The organism is Streptomyces sp. NPDC042336, assembly GCF_055581985.1.
Genome location: NZ_JBVJEA010000020.1, coordinates 34,470 through 48,770 on the forward strand (window position 1 = coordinate 34,470; position 14,301 = coordinate 48,770).

Here is a 14,301-nt window from a genome sequence, read left to right on the forward strand (position 1 = left end):
GCGGAGCGCAGGCCTCAGCCGCCGTTGGACTGGCGGATGCCCTCGCCCAGTGCGTCGAAGCCGTAGAGGTAGCCTCCGTCGGGCCCGCTGACCGTCATGTACGCCCTGGTTCCACCGGGCGTGATGGCCACGTTGGTCGCCGATTCGAGTCCCCGGGCGGCGCGGGCCGGAACCTCGACGGTGGCCAGGCGCTCACCGTACTTGTCGTAGACCGCCATCGCGGGGCGGCCGTGCAGGCCCTGGTACAGGTTGCCGTCCGCGTCCACCGCGATCGAGTCGGTCCGGGCGATACCGCCGTCGACCCGGATGGCGGTGTGCCGCGAAGCCACCCGGCCCCTGCCGTCCAGGAGGAGGTAGGAGACACGGTTCTGCGTCAGCTCGCTGAACCACAGCCCGCGGTAGTCCGTGTCGAAGGAGATGCCGTTCGGCGACGCCAGGCCGTCCGCCAGGACGGTGGCCTCCTTTCCCCCGCGGTCGATCCGCACCACGCGGCCCTTCGCCTCGCCCTCGGACATGCCGCGTGAGTCGCTGAGGTACAGGTTTCCCTCCCGGTCGAAGGCGAGGTCGTCGGGGTTCATCCGTGCTCCGTCGACCTCGCCGGAGAAGAAGGTCCGCGGATCGGCGCCGTCCGGGGCCAGGCTCACGATGTCCCCGTGGGAGAAGTCGGTCAGATAGATCCGTCCGTCGTACGGGCTGAACTGGGCGGAGGTGTAGGCGCCGCGAGCGTCCGTGTGGACGGGCTCCGAGGTCTTCTTCCGGACATTCACGCGCAGGAGCTTCGGCTCGCCGGCCGGCGCGGTGACGTCGACGACCAGCAGTTCGCCGTCCTCGTCGAAGACCGGGCCCTCCAGCAGGGTCATCCCGGTCTGCTCGTGCACCTCGGTCAAGCGCATGACCTGTTGCGCGTGGATGGTCCGGTCACCTCCGGTGGTGCCCGGGTCCCGTGGCGCACCGGCCGTCTGCGTGCCGCACCCCGCAAGGGCCAGCACGCCGATCGTGGCGACCGGGACGAGGGGCCGGATCGGGAACCGTCGCATGGGCATCACTCTTCCTGTCCGAAAGTATGCGGAAGCAACCCGCAGCCAACCGGACACCGTTGTCCGGGTCTTGCTACCGTAATGCATGGCTGCTCAAGTCCCTTTGCATCTGGCCAGGTTCACGGCCGAGTGGCTTCCTGACGGTGAAGCGGAAGGAACAAGGTCCCCCCCACATGGCACATTCACAGGAGCTGACACCTGAGGCCCTCGCCGAACTCAGGGAGCGTTACCGGCACGAGCGGGAGCGGCGCGTACGCCCCGACGGCACCCGGCAGTACCTCGGTGCGGACGCCGAGTTCGGCTACTACGCCGCCGACCCCTACGCGGCGGAGACGGACGGGCGCGACCCGGTGCGGGACCGGGTGGACGTAGCGGTCGTCGGAGGCGGGTTCGGCGGCGTCCTCGCGGGGGCGCGGCTGCGCCGGCAGGGGGTCGCTCGCGTCCGCGTCATCGAGAAGGGCGGCGACTTCGGGGGCACCTGGTACTGGAACCGCTACCCCGGCATCCACTGCGACGTCGAGGCGCACGTGTACCTGCCGATGCTCGACGAGACCGGCTACGTACCGGAGTGGAAGTACGCCCCCGGCGAGGAGATCCGCCGGCACGCGGTGCGGATCGGCGAGAAGTTCGACCTCTACGCGGACGCCCTGTTCTCCACCGCGGTCACCTCGCTCTCCTGGGACGACACGACCGGCGCGTGGATCGTCGGGACCGACCGGGACGACGAGTTCCGGGCGACCTACGTCATCACGGCCACCGGAACCCTGTCGGAGCCGAAGCTGCCGGGCATCCCCGGCATCGAGCGGTTCAAGGGCCACACCTTCCACACCTCGCGGTGGGACTACGCCTACACCGGCGGCACCCCGGACGGTGGCCTGACGGGGCTCGCCGGCAAACGCGTGGGCGTGGTGGGCACCGGCGCCACCGGAATCCAGGTCGTCCCGAAACTGGCCGAGGACGCCGGGCATCTCTACGTCTTCCAGCGGACTCCGTCCACCGTGGACGTGCGCGCCAACCGCCGCACCACGGCTCGGGACGTCGGCGCCGACCGTCCCGGCTGGGCGGGCGAGCGCCGCGACAACTTCCTGCGCATCGTCTCGGGCGAAACCGCGGAGCAAGACCTCGTCGCGGACCGGTGGACCGCGACCGCCGGTCTCCTGGAGAAACTGCTGCCCAGCTTCCGCCGGCAGGGCGACCGGGCGGCGTTCGAAGCGGCCTACGAGGTCGCGGACGCCGCCAAGATGAACGAGATCCGGGCCCGCGTCGACGACGTCGTCACCGACCCGGACACGGCGGAGAAGCTCAAGCCCTGGTACCGGTACGCGTGCAAGCGCCCGACCTTCTCCGACCTGTACCTCCAGACGTTCAACCGGGACAACGTCACCCTCGTCGACACGGCGGACACCCACGGCATCGAGCGGATGACCGAGCGCGGTGTCGTGGTCGGCGACACCGAGTACCCCCTGGACTGCCTCGTCTTCGCCACCGGCTTCTCCGTCGGGGTCTCCGGCATCCACTCGGGCCGACTCCCCGTACGGGGCCGCGGCGGCGTCCTGCTGCGGGACGCGTGGTCCGCGCGTGGACCACGCACGCTGCACGGATTCACCAGCAACGGCTTCCCCAACCTGATCCAACTGGGCGGCGTGCAGAGCGCGAGCAGCGTCAACTACACCCACGTACTGGACGAGCACGCCGTCCACGGCGCGGCACTCGTCGCGGCCGCCGAGGCGAAGGGCGCCCTCATCGAACCGTCCCGCGAAGCCGAGGACGCCTGGATCGCCGCCCTGACCCGGCACGCCCCCGACCACGCCTGGTTCCACGCCGAATGCACCCCCGGCTACTACAACGCCGAGGGCCGCGGCAGGCCCAACGGCCCCACCGCCTACCCTCACGGTGCCGTGGCCTTCCACGAACTCCTGGAGCGATGGCGCGAGGAGTCCATGGACGAGATCCTGATCCCCAGGACAGCTGCGGGACGGTAGCTTCCTGACCGTCGTCCCGATCCGCTCGTGGGCGAAACCGAGGTGCCTCGACCATCCTCGGTCGGGTAGCGTGCGGGCCATGTCGAGTCCTGAGTCGGACGAGGTGGGGGCTTTCGGTCACGCCGTCAGCCCCCTGAACCACTGAGCGCACAGCCCTGTCGTCGCGCCGCATTCCGCGGTGGGACGCATACCCATGGGGGCTGACCGCGGTGACGAGACGACCTTCTCGTGCCTCTCCTCACCTCGGAGCCACTCGATGCCTCTCCCGCTCTACCTGCTTGCCCTGGCGGTCTTCGCCATGGGCACCTCGGAGTTCATGCTCGCCGGCCTCCTGCCGGACATCGCCTCGGACCTCGACGTCACCGTCGGGACAGCAGCCACGCTGACCTCGGCCTTCGCGGTCGGCATGATCGTCGGTGCCCCGCTGGTGGCCGCGCTCGCCCGCAACTGGCCCAGGCGCTCCAGCCTTCTGGGGTTCGTCCTCGCCTTCGCGACAGCCCACGCCGTGGGCGCTACGACCGCCGACTTCCCGGTCCTGTTCACGACCCGGGTCGTCGCCGCGCTCGCGAACGCGGGGTTCCTCGCCGTTGCTCTCACCGCCGGCTCCGCCCTGGTCCCGCCCGACAAGAAGGGGCGGGCGCTGGCCGTGCTGCTGTCGGGCACGACGGTGGCCACGGTCGCCGGCGTCCCCGGCGGATCGGTACTCGGAGCGCTGCTCGGCTGGCGGGCGACCTTCTGGGCTGTCGCCCTCCTCTGCCTGCCCGCCGCCCTCGGCATCCTCGCCGGGCTCCCCGCGCACCGCGCGCGGAACGACGCGGCCGACGGGCCGGCCCTGCGAACGGAACTCGCCCAGCTCACCAGGCCGCGGTTGCTTCTGGTGATGCTGCTCGGCGCGCTGGTGAACGCGGCGACGTTCGCCGGCTTCACCTTCCTCGCCCCCGTGGTCACCGGCACCGCCGGACTGGGCGAGCTGTGGATCTCCGTCGTACTGGTGCTCTTCGGCGCCGGTTCCTTCGTCGGCGTCACCGTCGCCGGGCGGCTTTCCGACCAGCGCCCCGGCCTGGTCGTCACAGCCGGTGGCCCGCTGCTGCTCCTCGGCTGGCCGGCCCTGGCCGTGCTGGCCGACGAGCCGGTGGCCCTGCTCACTCTCGTGTTCGTGCTGGGCGCGCTGTCGTTCGCGTTGGGCAGCACACTGATCACTCGGGTCCTCTACGAGGCCTCGGGAGCCCCCACCATGGCCGGCTCGTACGCGACCGCGGCCCTCAACACCGGCGCCGCCGTCGGCCCCCTAGTCGCCGCGACCACCCTCGGCACCGCGGCCGGGGACGTCGGGCCGCTGTGGACGAGCGGGCTCATGGTCGCCGTCGCACTGCTCATCGTGTTCCTCCTCCGCGCCGTGGACGCGGCCGGCCGAAGCCCCGAGGTGCTCCGGTGACGCATGCGGACGCCCCTTGAACCACTGGCGGGGGGCGTCGACCGCGGCAGGCGGCACTCACAGTGCTCCGAGACCCGGAGAAGGGGCGAAGCACGCCGAACACGTCGGCGCTCGTACGCTTCGCCCCTTCTCGCGGCACGATGCCGTGAGGTGCGGCTCAGGTCACAGCCGGAGCAGCGTTCGGTGGGCGAAGCCGCTGTCCCGCAGCGGCTTCAGCGCGAGGCGCACCAGGGCCAGTGCGTTGTCGTCGCCGGCGATCCGGTTGGCGCTGAGTTCACCGCAGGACCGGCACTGGTGGATGATCATCCACTCACCGTCGGTCCGCACGGACATGCTCAGTGCTTCCATCCGCCCACGGCAGGCCGCTGCCCGGTCACCCGGGATCCGGCGGTCGACGTGCAGGCTGGCCAGGCAGTTCGGGCAGTGATTGCGGTGGGTGGTGCCGGGCGCGTCCAGGGACACGTCCAGCCGGCAACCCACGCACCTGAAATCGTGTCGCCGGTGCCCTCCCTGGCGGTGCAGGACGTCCTTGCGCCGCTGTGGCCGTCGCGTTCCCTGCGTACGTCTGCCGGAGTTGTTCGCTCGTTTCGGCACGGGGTCTTCTCCTTCCGGTCTACAGGTCGCCGAACGCTTCGAGCGGGAACGGTGGTTGGGCCAGCGGCCGCACGGCCATGCGCATCAGGATGAGCTGGTTGTCGTCGGTGCAGATGGGGTTGGAGGTCAGTTCGTCGCAGCGCACGCAACGGTGGATGACCATCCAGTCGCCGGTACGCAGCACGGCGACGGAGATCGGCGACATCCGGCCCCGGCATTCGCTGGGACCGCCCTCGACATGGTCGAGAACGTGCCGCGAGTGCAGGCACGACGGGCAGTGGTTTCGCCGTGTGCCGTCGCCGGTGGCGGCGGATACCGTCAGGCCGCACCACGCACAGGTGAAAGTGCCGGCCAGAACGGTGTTCGGAGTGTGGGAGTGAGTCTTGTCGGTCCTGGACACCCGGAGGCTCCTTGCTGAGAAGTCGATCATGACAGCAAGAGCAGGCCGAGCGGCCTCGCCGAAGACGCGCCCCCCGTATGCCGCAGCGCGCGGGGACTACGGGGTGAGCGGGCAGGTCACAGCACCGGAAATCCGCGTCCGGCGACCGTCCGAGTGGGACGGGTCAGCAGGACGTGATGGCTGGAGCCGTGCGGCGAGACGCGCGCGGCAAGGGCCGGGGCACAAAACTCACTCCCTTCCGGGGCACAGCGGGCACGAGTAGTCCGACGGAATGCCCGACAGTAGCAATGACCCCTGAGCGGGCGTCAACGCATTATCGGACCCGCCACCGCGGCGAACGTTGGCTCGGGTGAGGTGCTGTGCACCTGGGCCCGCGACCTGGGCTTCACGGGCACCGGAGCGGACCCAACTGCTCCAGCGCAGCCTTGGCCCGGAGGATTGATGCTGATCGGCGAACCCTTCTGGCAGCAGACCCGTCGTGGAAATGACGCTGGCCGACCAGAACAGCTGGGACCGCTACGCCGCGGCCCAGTGGCTCAGCATGCGCCGCCGGCTCGACCGGAACCCGGGAGACGAACTCGCCCCCGAGGTACGGGAAGAACTCACCACCGAGCCCGCCCACTACGCCCGCCATGGGCGTGAGTACCCGGGCTGGGGCGTCTTCGCCCTCATGAAGCGCACCCAAACACGACTTGCCTACTGGGAAAGTCATGAGTAACTTTCCCAGTAGGAAAGTACGGCGGGACGGACCCACACACGGGGAGGCGGTGGCCGTGAGCACACCGGTCGATGCGGAACAGGCATGGAGGGACCTGCAGCGCATCCGCGTGCCGCAGGAGCGGGTGTACGACGAGGTCGAGCGGTCGGCGGCCGGTGGGCCCGGCGCGACCTACGCGACGGCCGCGAGCATGTGGGTCTTCCTGGTCGTCACCGGTCTGGATCTGCCCAGGTGGGGTGTCTGGCTGGCGCTCGCCGGATATCTCGTGGTGCTGGGTGCGCTGGCCCGGGCTCACAGCCGCAGGAGCCGGGTGCGGCTGCACCACTCCCGCTGCGACTGGCGGATGTTCGCGAGCCTCGTCTCGGGTGCGGTGGTGACCGGCGGGACGGTCGTGCTGTCGGGCCGGCTGGTCGAGCCGCTGGAGCCGATGACGGGTGCGCTGGTCCGGGCCACGGTCTCCGCGGCCGTGTTCGTCCTGTTCGTCGGGCCGGTGAGCCGGTGGTCGACCAGCTCCCTGCGCGGCCGGGCGGGACGGCCGGCCGGCGAGGGGGCCGGCCGGTGAGCGTTCCCGCAGGCTTCGACGAACTGATCCATCCCGCCACCCGGCTGTCGGTGGTCGCGCTGCTCGCCGCCACCGAATGGGCCGACTTCGCCTTCGTGCGCGACAGCCTCTCACTCAGCGACTCCGCGCTCTCGAAGCAGCTCCACACCCTGGAGGAAGCCGGATACCTGGAGCTCCGCAAGGAGGGCGGCGGCCGCAGGCGGCGTACGAACGTACGGCTGACGGACCGGGGACGCGCCGCCTTCGAAGGGCACGTCGCGGCGCTCCGGGCGATCGTCGAAGGCGCCGGTACACCGGCGTCGCCACGGCACCAGCCGTCGGAGGCCGCACGGTGACGCGGCGGCACACGTCCGAACGGTGCGTCGTCGAGGCCCGCGGTGTGACGATGACGTACGGCGGTGTCGACGTCCTGCGCGGCGTGGACCTGGACATCCACCGCGGCGAGGTCTTCGCCCTGCTGGGGCCCAACGGCGCAGGGAAGACCACCACCGTCGAGATCCTCGAAGGCTTCCGGCGGCGCTCCGACGGTGACGTCCGCGTCCTGGGCACCGACCCGGAGCGGGGCGGCGACGACTGGCGCGGCCGGATCGGGCTGGTCCTGCAGTCCTGGCGCGACCACCCCCGCTGGCGGGTCGCCGAACTGCTCACGCACTTCGCGACGTACTACCCCGACCCGCGCGACCCGGCCGAGCTGCTGGCGCTGGTCGGGCTCGACGAGCAGGCCGGGCGGCAGGTGAACCGGCTCTCCGGCGGTCAGCGTCGGCGGCTGGACGTCGCGCTCGGCATCATCGGCCGCCCCGAGCTGCTCTTCCTCGACGAGCCGACCACCGGCTTCGACCCCGAGGCGCGGCACGAGTTCCACCTGCTGGTCGAGCGGCTGGCCCGCGACGAGGACGTCACCGTGCTGCTGACCACCCACGACCTGGTGGAGGCGGAGCGGCTCGCCGACCGCATCGCGATGCTGGTCGGCGGCCGTATCCGCGCCTGCGGCACCCCGGCCGAGCTGGCCCGGCGGGCCGCTGCCGAGGCCGAGGTCCGCTGGACGGCCGACGACGGGACGCCTCGGCGCGAACGCACGGCGGACCCGTCACGGCTGGTCTTCGAACTCCACCGGGACGCGGGCGGGCCGGTCCCCGGCCTGGAGGTCCGCCGCCCGACGCTGGAGGACACCTACCTGCACATGGTGCACCGGGCGGCCGACGGCCCGGAGAGGAAGACGCGGGCCGCATGAAGGGAACACACATGACGGGACACTGGCGTGCCGGGCTCCAGCGCGGCGGCATCGAACTGCGTCAGCTGCTGCGCACTCCGAAGGAGCTGTCCGGGCACCTGACCAACGTGTTCGTCGCGCTGGTCGTCGCCGCCTTCGTCGGCGACGACGTGCCGGGCACCGGGACGCCGATGGCCCACCTGGTGCTGGCCGGCTTCGCCGCCTACCTGCTGTTCCAGATCGGACTGGTCAGCCTTCCGCAGATCCTGGTGACCGAGCGGGAGGAGGGCGCCCTGCTGCGGCTGCGCGCCACCCCCGGCGGGATACGGGCCTACCTCGTGGCCAAGTGCGTGCTGGTGGTCGTCACGGCGCTCGGCACCCTGGCACTGCTCCTGCTGGCGGCGGCCGTGCTCGTGGACGGGCCGCTGCCGCACGGACCGACCGGCTGGTTGACGCTGCTGTGGGTCACCACGCTCGGGCTGCTCGCGGTCGTGCCGCTGGGCGCGGCGATCGGCGCCGTGCTGCCCAACCCGCGCGAGGCACTGGCGCTCATCATGCTGCCGGTGATGGGGCTGCTGATCACGTCCGGGACGGTCTTCCCGATCACCTCGCTGCCCGGGCCGGTCCAGCAAGCGGCCTCGGTCTTCCCGCTCAAGTGGATGGCGCAGGGCCTGCGTTCGGCGCTGCTGCCGGACGCCGCGCGAAGCGCCGAGGCCGCGGGTTCCTGGGAGCTGGCCACGGTCGCCCTGGTCCTGACCGCCTGGACCGTCCTCGGCTTCCTCCTCGCCGTCCCGCTGCTGCGCCGCGCCGCCCGCCGGGAATCCGGTTCCCGGCTGAGCGCGCGCCACCGCAGGGCGGAACAGAGCGGGGCACTGTCCGCGTAGGCGCGGGTGCGGAGCCGACGGCCGCAGCCCGGAGACCGTGTCCGGGCCCCGACGAGCCGCACCCGGGGATCGTCCAGGGCCAGGAACCGGGTCTGCGCCGGGGACGCGGCCCCGGCTCCGGCGCGGGCGCGTACCGGCACCAGGGGGTGGCCGGTGACGGCGGCGACGCGCACGGCGAGTTCGTCGGCCCGGGCCTTGCTGGACGAGCGGGGCGTCGGCCGTCGTCGGCGCCGCGTGGTGGGCGCCGTCACTCAGGCTGATCCAGCGCCGGACGGCACGCATGTGGGCCGCGGAACCCGGCACGGTCTCGCGGTCGGTACCCAGGACGCCGCCCGTGGCCTCCGTGTGCACGGCGGGGTCGTCGAGGGCGAAGGGGAAGGTGAAGAAGGCACTCCTTGGTGAGGGTCGCGTCCTTGTCGATACGGTTCTCGAAGTCGACGCGAGCCGCGTCGTGCGGCAGGCACGCGCACCCGGAGCCGACTCGTGCCGGCCGGGGCGTACGGACTCGGCACCCGGCCCCTGTGGCACGCGAATCCGCCGCGAGAGCGCCTGCCGGTGGAATGACCGATGTGCGGGGGCCGGGGGAGTGGCCATAGTCCTCGGGAGATCGTTTCCCGGGCGGCCGTGCTGCGCCCGGTGAGGGAAGGGACCTCGCCAAGCTCGGCTTCCCCAACCGCGCGGCCGCCGCCGCCCGGGCCGTCGCCTGGGGAATCACGGACGGGGCATCCTGCTTGCCGTGCCGCTGACCGGCGGCAACCGTGGCGGGATCTTCCTGCCGGCGGCGGCGCTCGTCGTCGGCAGGGCCGCGATCCCCGGGGTCGGGCTGCTCCGCGTCGAAGGGCAACGGAGCCCCGCCCCCGGCCCGTCTCTATGATCTTCAGCAAGGACGCGGGCGGGGTGCGGCCGGGGGCAAGCCCGGAGACCTGACTGTCCGAGGCGGGGAGGAGGAGCCGTGGGGCAGACCTGGGGCGCGCTCGCGGTGGCTGTTGTCGGTGTCATCGGCACCCTGGGCGCGGCCCTGCTGACCCAGAGCAGAGCAGACCGGCTCAAGCGCCACGAGCTGGACATGACCGCCCGTCAGCAGCGCGAGGACCGTGCCCATGCCGAAGAGGTACGGCGCCAGGAAGCCCGCAGCACGGCTCGACGCGAGCTGATCGATCTGCGCCGGACTTGCTATATCGCGCTGAACACCACGGCACGTCAGTACCAGACCGCGCAGATCAATCTGGTGCACGCGCTGCGGGCCCGGGACGAGTCGGAGATCTCCGTCTGTGTCGGGCAGCTCGAGGAACGCCGCCTGGCCCTGCGTGACAGCTACGCCGAGGCACAGATGATCGTGCCTGCTGCCGTGCTGTCGGACGCCCGGGCGGCCAACCAGCAGCTCAACAGCACCTATGGCCTGCTGAAGCGGCTGGTGGCAGGCGGCCGTCCCGGCGACGAGGCACTGGATGCCCTGGAGATCGAGACGGAGATGTCGTGGGCTCTGCTGTCCGATCTGAGAGCCGCCATGCGGCACGATCTCGGGGTCGACGAGGCATCCGAGGAGGAGTAGAGCCCCGGCCCGGCGCCGGTTCGCCGTGCGGAGGCGGCGGTCGACGGCATCGGTTCCTTCGCGTCCTGGCCTTCAGACGTAGGGCCCCCACCGGCGTTCCAGGGTGTCGTACGTGTACCGGGGCAGGCCCTCGATGGCGCTGGTGCGGAACGGGCGGCCGTCGTCGTCGATGCGCACGGTGCCCGTGCGGCCCTGCGAGGACCAGTCCAGTTCCAGATACCAGCGGCAGTCGCACGAGCTGGTACCGGCCGTGACCAGCAGCACCTCGGGGTCCTTCGCCGAGACGCGGTAGGGCATCCGCACGGCCGGGATCGGCGTGCCGGAGTCGTTTCCGGCGAGCGCGCGGGCGATGGGGCGGTCCTTGTCCAGGTCGACGGCGAAGTACCGGGGAGTGATCGAGCCGCCGCAGCCCTGGTCCATGGCGTAGGCGTTGCCCTCGGCCGGCGCCGTACGGCCGACCACGCGCACACGCAGCGCCTCCAGCACGACGGCCGTGTCGCTGCGCCCCTGCACCGACAGCTGCACGAGTGTCTCGCCACCGTGCACCGCGCTCTGCGTCGCCGCCCAGGGCGCCGCGTCCTGCGGGGCTGGGGGAGGAGGAACCTGACTCGGGGGTTTGGCGATGACGTAGTCGTGGCCGCAGCCGAGTTTCCAGGCCTGGGAGTTGACGGACCAGGTGAGCGGCAGCCCGGCAGGCTGTTCGCCGCGAGGTGAGGCGGATGTCGCGCCGGGCGGGCGGGATGCGCCTGGTTTCGTCTTCGGGGTGGCGGAGCCTGGCGTCCGCTCGGAGGTGCCGGAGGTGGGGGTGTCGCTCGGGGCGGATGAGAGGCTGGGTCGCTCGGGTGCCCCGGGCTCGGCCGTACGGGACGCCGTCGGGCCGGCGTTCTGGACAGGACCGCCGCCGGACGCCCGCGGCTCGTCCGGCAGTGCGGACAGGGTCCCGAGCGTCGCGAGCACGGCACAGACGGAGGCCGCCCCGACCACGAGACGTCCGCGGCGGTACCAGGGGCGGCGCGGGAGCGGAGGCGCGGACGCCTCGGGCGGCCTGGGCGCGGGGTCCGTTTCGGCGGCCGGGCTGCTGGGGGCCTTCGGTGCCGGGTCCGGGGTGACGAGTGGGCCGCCGTCGGCCGTCGGCGCCGTGTTCGGCCCGGTGGTGCCCTCCACCGCTGTGTCCGGTCCGTCCGCCGCGTCGTTCACGGCTTCCGCCGCCGCGGGGCCGGGCGCGCTCTCCGCCGTACGGGGCCGGTGGCGCGCTGATACGGCCAGGAGCCAGTGGCGGTGGAGCTCCAGACGTTGCTCCGGGGTCGCCCCGCACAGGGCGGCGAAGCGTTCCACGGGGGCGAAGTCGAGCGGCACCGCGTCGCCCGCGCAGTAGCGGTGCAGCGTCGAGGTGTTCATGCCCAGGCGGCGGGCCAGCGAGCCGTAGCTGCGGTCCGTGCGCTCCTTCAACGCCCGCAGCAGCGCCGCGAACTCGGCCACCTCGTCGACGCCGTCGCCGCCGTCCTGTGCCGTCACAGGTCCCACCCGTCCTCGTACACCCCGACCGGCCCGGGACGGTATCCCAGGCACCCCATGTACCTGCACGTCAGACGGGCTGGGATGGTTCCACCCCGGTCGATCGGCCGTCGGCTGTTGCGCCTGGCCGCCGTGACCGCTGATGCTCTTGGTGTCGCACCGACCAAAGCCAGGGCCGACCGGTCTCCCTGCGGCATCCGCGTCCACGCATCATCCACGGGGGAACGCCCATGTCCATGCGCACCCGAACGAGCGCGCTCACCGCGCTCACCGTCGCCGCCGTCGCGGTGGGCACGGCCCTCACCGCACCGGCCGCCGGCGCCGCGCCGAAGGTGGCCGCGCCCACGTTCCTGTCGGCGTCCCAGCTGCCGCCGCATCCGACGTCGTCCTGGACCGCCGGGCCGGTCACCGAGGGGTTCCCGGAGGAACTCGGCCTGTGCGTGAGCACGGAGGGCGTGCCCTCCTACGACTACCGGCACCGGCACTTCCGGACCGACCTGGACACCAGTGCCGTGCAGTTGACCGTCGTCGCGGGCACGGCGGCCCAGGCCAAGGCCCTGGCGAAGCACTACGACGACCTGATCCGCACCTGCGCCGACCGCATCGAGGAGACTTCGCCGGACGTCGAGGCGGAGGGCCGCGACTACGGCTCGCTGCCGGTCGAGGAGGGCGCCCGCGTCCGCGGCCTGCACACCGAGACGTCGTGGGGCGCCACCGACATCGCTCTGCTGTCGGTCGGGCGGGACGGCAGGACCGTCACCGTCGTGAAGTGGTCACAGCTGGGCGACTTCGGGGACGCGCCCGTGGCCGCCTTCAAGAAGACCACGAGGACGGCCGTCGACAGGCTCTACTGACCAGGCGGCTGCCGAAAGACCGGGCCGTCCTCCCGCCACGGGGGTCGGGAGGACGGCCCCGGCCTTTCGGCGGCCGCCGCCGTCCCCACTGCCAGGACAACAGCGGTCCGGCCAGGCGGGCCGACGCCGGATCCGCCCTCCTCAGTGACGCTGCCGGCCTGGGCAAGCCGCGAAGGAGGAGACGTAGGGCGCTGAAGGGCGGTCAGGCCGAGCCGCTGGGGCGGCCGGTGCGAGCGGGGAGCCATCGTGCGGTCGCGGCGGCTGTGAGGAGGTAGAGGGCGGCGGCGGTTGCCGCGATGTGGTGCAGGCCGGTGATGAAGGCGCCCGTGTGGGAGGGCGGTCCGGCGAGGGAGCCGAAGAGGGCGATGCCGAGGGCTCCTCCGGTCTGGCGGGCGGTGTTGTTGACGGCGCCGGCCAGACCCGCGCGCTCGTGGGGCGCGGTGGAGACGGCGGTGGCGACCAGCGGCGTGGTGAGCAGTCCCAGGGCGATTCCGAGAAGGAGCAGGGTGGCCAGGAGCCCGGGGTAAGAGGTGTCCGCCTCGACGGTGGCGAGGAGGGCCATGCCGGTCGCTCCGAGGAGAAGCCCCGTGGTGGCCGGCAGCCGGGGGCCACAGCGGGCGGTGATGCGGCCGGTGAGCGGGGCGAGGCCGATCAGGGGGACGAACATCGGCAGCAGCCCCGCGCCCGCGAGCAGGGGCGCCAGGTGCAGGACGTCCTGGAGGTAGAGGGTCGTGATGAAGATGGTGCCGATCCCGACCAGGTTCATGACGAGGGCGGCGCCGTTCGCGGTGGAGAAGCTGCGGGTTCTGAAGAGGGACAAGGGTACGGCTGGTTCGGGGTGGCGGCGCTCGGTGAACAGGAACGCGCAGGCCAGGACCAGGGTCGCGAGGCAGGCCACGGCGGTGGCCGAGGTCAGCCAGCCCGAGTGGCCACCCTCGATCAGGGTCAGTGTGCAGCCGGTGAGGACGAGCGCACCCAGGACGGTGCCGGGAATGTCCAGTCGCCCTGCCGTCGCTTCGCGGCTGGGCGGGATCGCCTTGAGCACCGGGACGAGGGCAGCGGCGATGATGGGCAGGTTGATCAGGAAGACCCACCTCCATCCGGGCCCGGCGACCAGCAGGCCGCCCAACAGGGGGCCCAGCGGCAGGGAGAGGCCCGCGATCGCGGCCCAGATGCCGATGGCCTTGGCGCGCTCCTTCTTCTCCGGGTAGGCGTGAGTGATCACGGCCAACGTCGCCGGGAGCAGAGCCGCCGCCCCCACGCCCTGCACCGCCCGGGCCGCGATGAGGACACCATCTGTCGGGGCGAGACCGCAGGCGGCGGAGCCCACGCCGAAGAAGGCCAGCCCCCACAGGACCAGGTGACGATGGCCGTAGCGGTCCCCGAGGGTGCCTCCGGCCAGCAGCAGCGAGGCGAACGGGACCGCGTAGCCGTCCACGACCCACTGCAGTCCGCTCACCGAGGTACCCAGACCGGCTCCGATCGTGGGCAGCGCCACGTTCACGATCGTCACGTCCAGCTGCACCAGGAACAGCCCGACGCACATGGTGATCAGGAT

Annotated in this window: 13 protein-coding genes and 1 pseudogene; 9 read left to right on the forward strand and 5 right to left on the reverse strand. The window is 72.1% G+C overall.

Annotated features, from left to right (window positions below; translation table 11 throughout):
• Nucleotides 1-14 precede the first annotated feature (14 nt).
• A complete protein-coding gene (locus tag ACZ6IM_RS31775; protein ID WP_469561251.1) occupies nt 15-1,037 on the reverse strand; it encodes an SMP-30/gluconolactonase/LRE family protein in 1,023 nt (340 codons plus the stop codon).
• A 173-nt stretch (nt 1,038-1,210) separates the two neighbouring features.
• On the opposite strand from ACZ6IM_RS31775, the gene ACZ6IM_RS31780 reads away from it, so the two are divergent.
• Both ACZ6IM_RS31780 and ACZ6IM_RS31785 read left to right on the forward strand, forming a co-directional pair.
• The gene (locus ACZ6IM_RS31780) at nt 1,211-3,019 is read left to right on the forward strand and encodes a flavin-containing monooxygenase (protein WP_469561254.1); all 1,809 of its coding nucleotides are present in this window, start codon (nt 1,211-1,213) and stop codon (nt 3,017-3,019) included.
• Nucleotides 3,020-3,275: 256 nt separating this feature from the next.
• On the forward strand, nt 3,276-4,454 hold the full coding sequence (locus ACZ6IM_RS31785; protein WP_469561257.1) for a Cmx/CmrA family chloramphenicol efflux MFS transporter: 1,179 nt from the start codon (nt 3,276-3,278) through the stop codon (nt 4,452-4,454).
• 162 nt (nt 4,455-4,616) lie between these two features.
• Here the strand turns inward: ACZ6IM_RS31785 and ACZ6IM_RS31790 are convergent, their stop codons facing one another.
• Both ACZ6IM_RS31790 and ACZ6IM_RS31795 read right to left on the reverse strand, forming a co-directional pair.
• Nucleotides 4,617-5,048, reverse strand: a complete 432-nt coding sequence (locus ACZ6IM_RS31790; protein WP_052840993.1) for an RNHCP domain-containing protein — start codon at nt 5,046-5,048, stop codon at nt 4,617-4,619.
• Nucleotides 5,049-5,067: 19 nt separating this feature from the next.
• Entirely contained in the window at nt 5,068-5,448 is a 381-nt protein-coding gene (locus tag ACZ6IM_RS31795) for an RNHCP domain-containing protein (RefSeq protein WP_052840992.1), read from the reverse strand.
• Between the two features lie 342 nt (nt 5,449-5,790).
• On the opposite strand from ACZ6IM_RS31795, the pseudogene ACZ6IM_RS31800 reads away from it, so the two are divergent.
• The 6 genes and pseudogenes from ACZ6IM_RS31800 to ACZ6IM_RS31825 form a co-directional block, all read left to right on the forward strand.
• Nucleotides 5,791-6,166, forward strand: a pseudogene (locus ACZ6IM_RS31800) (hypothetical protein); the annotation flags it as partial.
• A 49-nt stretch (nt 6,167-6,215) separates the two neighbouring features.
• The gene (locus tag ACZ6IM_RS31805; RefSeq protein WP_052840990.1) at nt 6,216-6,728 is read left to right on the forward strand and encodes a hypothetical protein; all 513 of its coding nucleotides are present in this window, start codon (nt 6,216-6,218) and stop codon (nt 6,726-6,728) included.
• Nucleotides 6,725-7,063, forward strand: a complete 339-nt coding sequence (locus ACZ6IM_RS31810) for a transcriptional regulator (protein WP_052840989.1) — start codon at nt 6,725-6,727, stop codon at nt 7,061-7,063. The genes ACZ6IM_RS31805 and ACZ6IM_RS31810 overlap by 4 nt, the downstream gene beginning before the upstream one ends.
• A gap of 50 nt (nt 7,064-7,113) precedes the next feature.
• Entirely contained in the window at nt 7,114-7,959 is an 846-nt protein-coding gene (locus tag ACZ6IM_RS31815) for an ABC transporter ATP-binding protein (protein ID WP_469561430.1), read from the forward strand.
• 11 nt (nt 7,960-7,970) lie between these two features.
• Entirely contained in the window at nt 7,971-8,822 is an 852-nt protein-coding gene (locus ACZ6IM_RS31820; protein WP_469561263.1) for an ABC transporter permease, read from the forward strand.
• A 952-nt stretch (nt 8,823-9,774) separates the two neighbouring features.
• Nucleotides 9,775-10,374, forward strand: coding sequence for a hypothetical protein (locus ACZ6IM_RS31825; RefSeq protein WP_052840985.1), 600 nt, complete (start codon nt 9,775-9,777; stop codon nt 10,372-10,374).
• A gap of 72 nt (nt 10,375-10,446) precedes the next feature.
• On the opposite strand, the gene ACZ6IM_RS31830 is transcribed toward ACZ6IM_RS31825, so the two are convergent.
• Nucleotides 10,447-11,889, reverse strand: coding sequence for a helix-turn-helix domain-containing protein (locus ACZ6IM_RS31830; protein ID WP_469561266.1), 1,443 nt, complete (start codon nt 11,887-11,889; stop codon nt 10,447-10,449).
• Nucleotides 11,890-12,119: 230 nt separating this feature from the next.
• Here ACZ6IM_RS31830 and ACZ6IM_RS31835 point away from each other — a divergent pair, with 230 nt between their 5' ends.
• Nucleotides 12,120-12,743, forward strand: a complete 624-nt coding sequence (locus ACZ6IM_RS31835; RefSeq protein ID WP_052840983.1) for a hypothetical protein — start codon at nt 12,120-12,122, stop codon at nt 12,741-12,743.
• A gap of 202 nt (nt 12,744-12,945) precedes the next feature.
• Here ACZ6IM_RS31835 and ACZ6IM_RS31840 read toward each other — a convergent pair whose 3' ends face one another.
• Nucleotides 12,946-14,289: an MFS transporter gene (locus tag ACZ6IM_RS31840; RefSeq protein WP_469561270.1), complete on the reverse strand. Its 1,344-nt coding sequence runs from the start codon at nt 14,287-14,289 to the stop codon at nt 12,946-12,948.
• Nucleotides 14,290-14,301 lie beyond the last annotated feature (12 nt).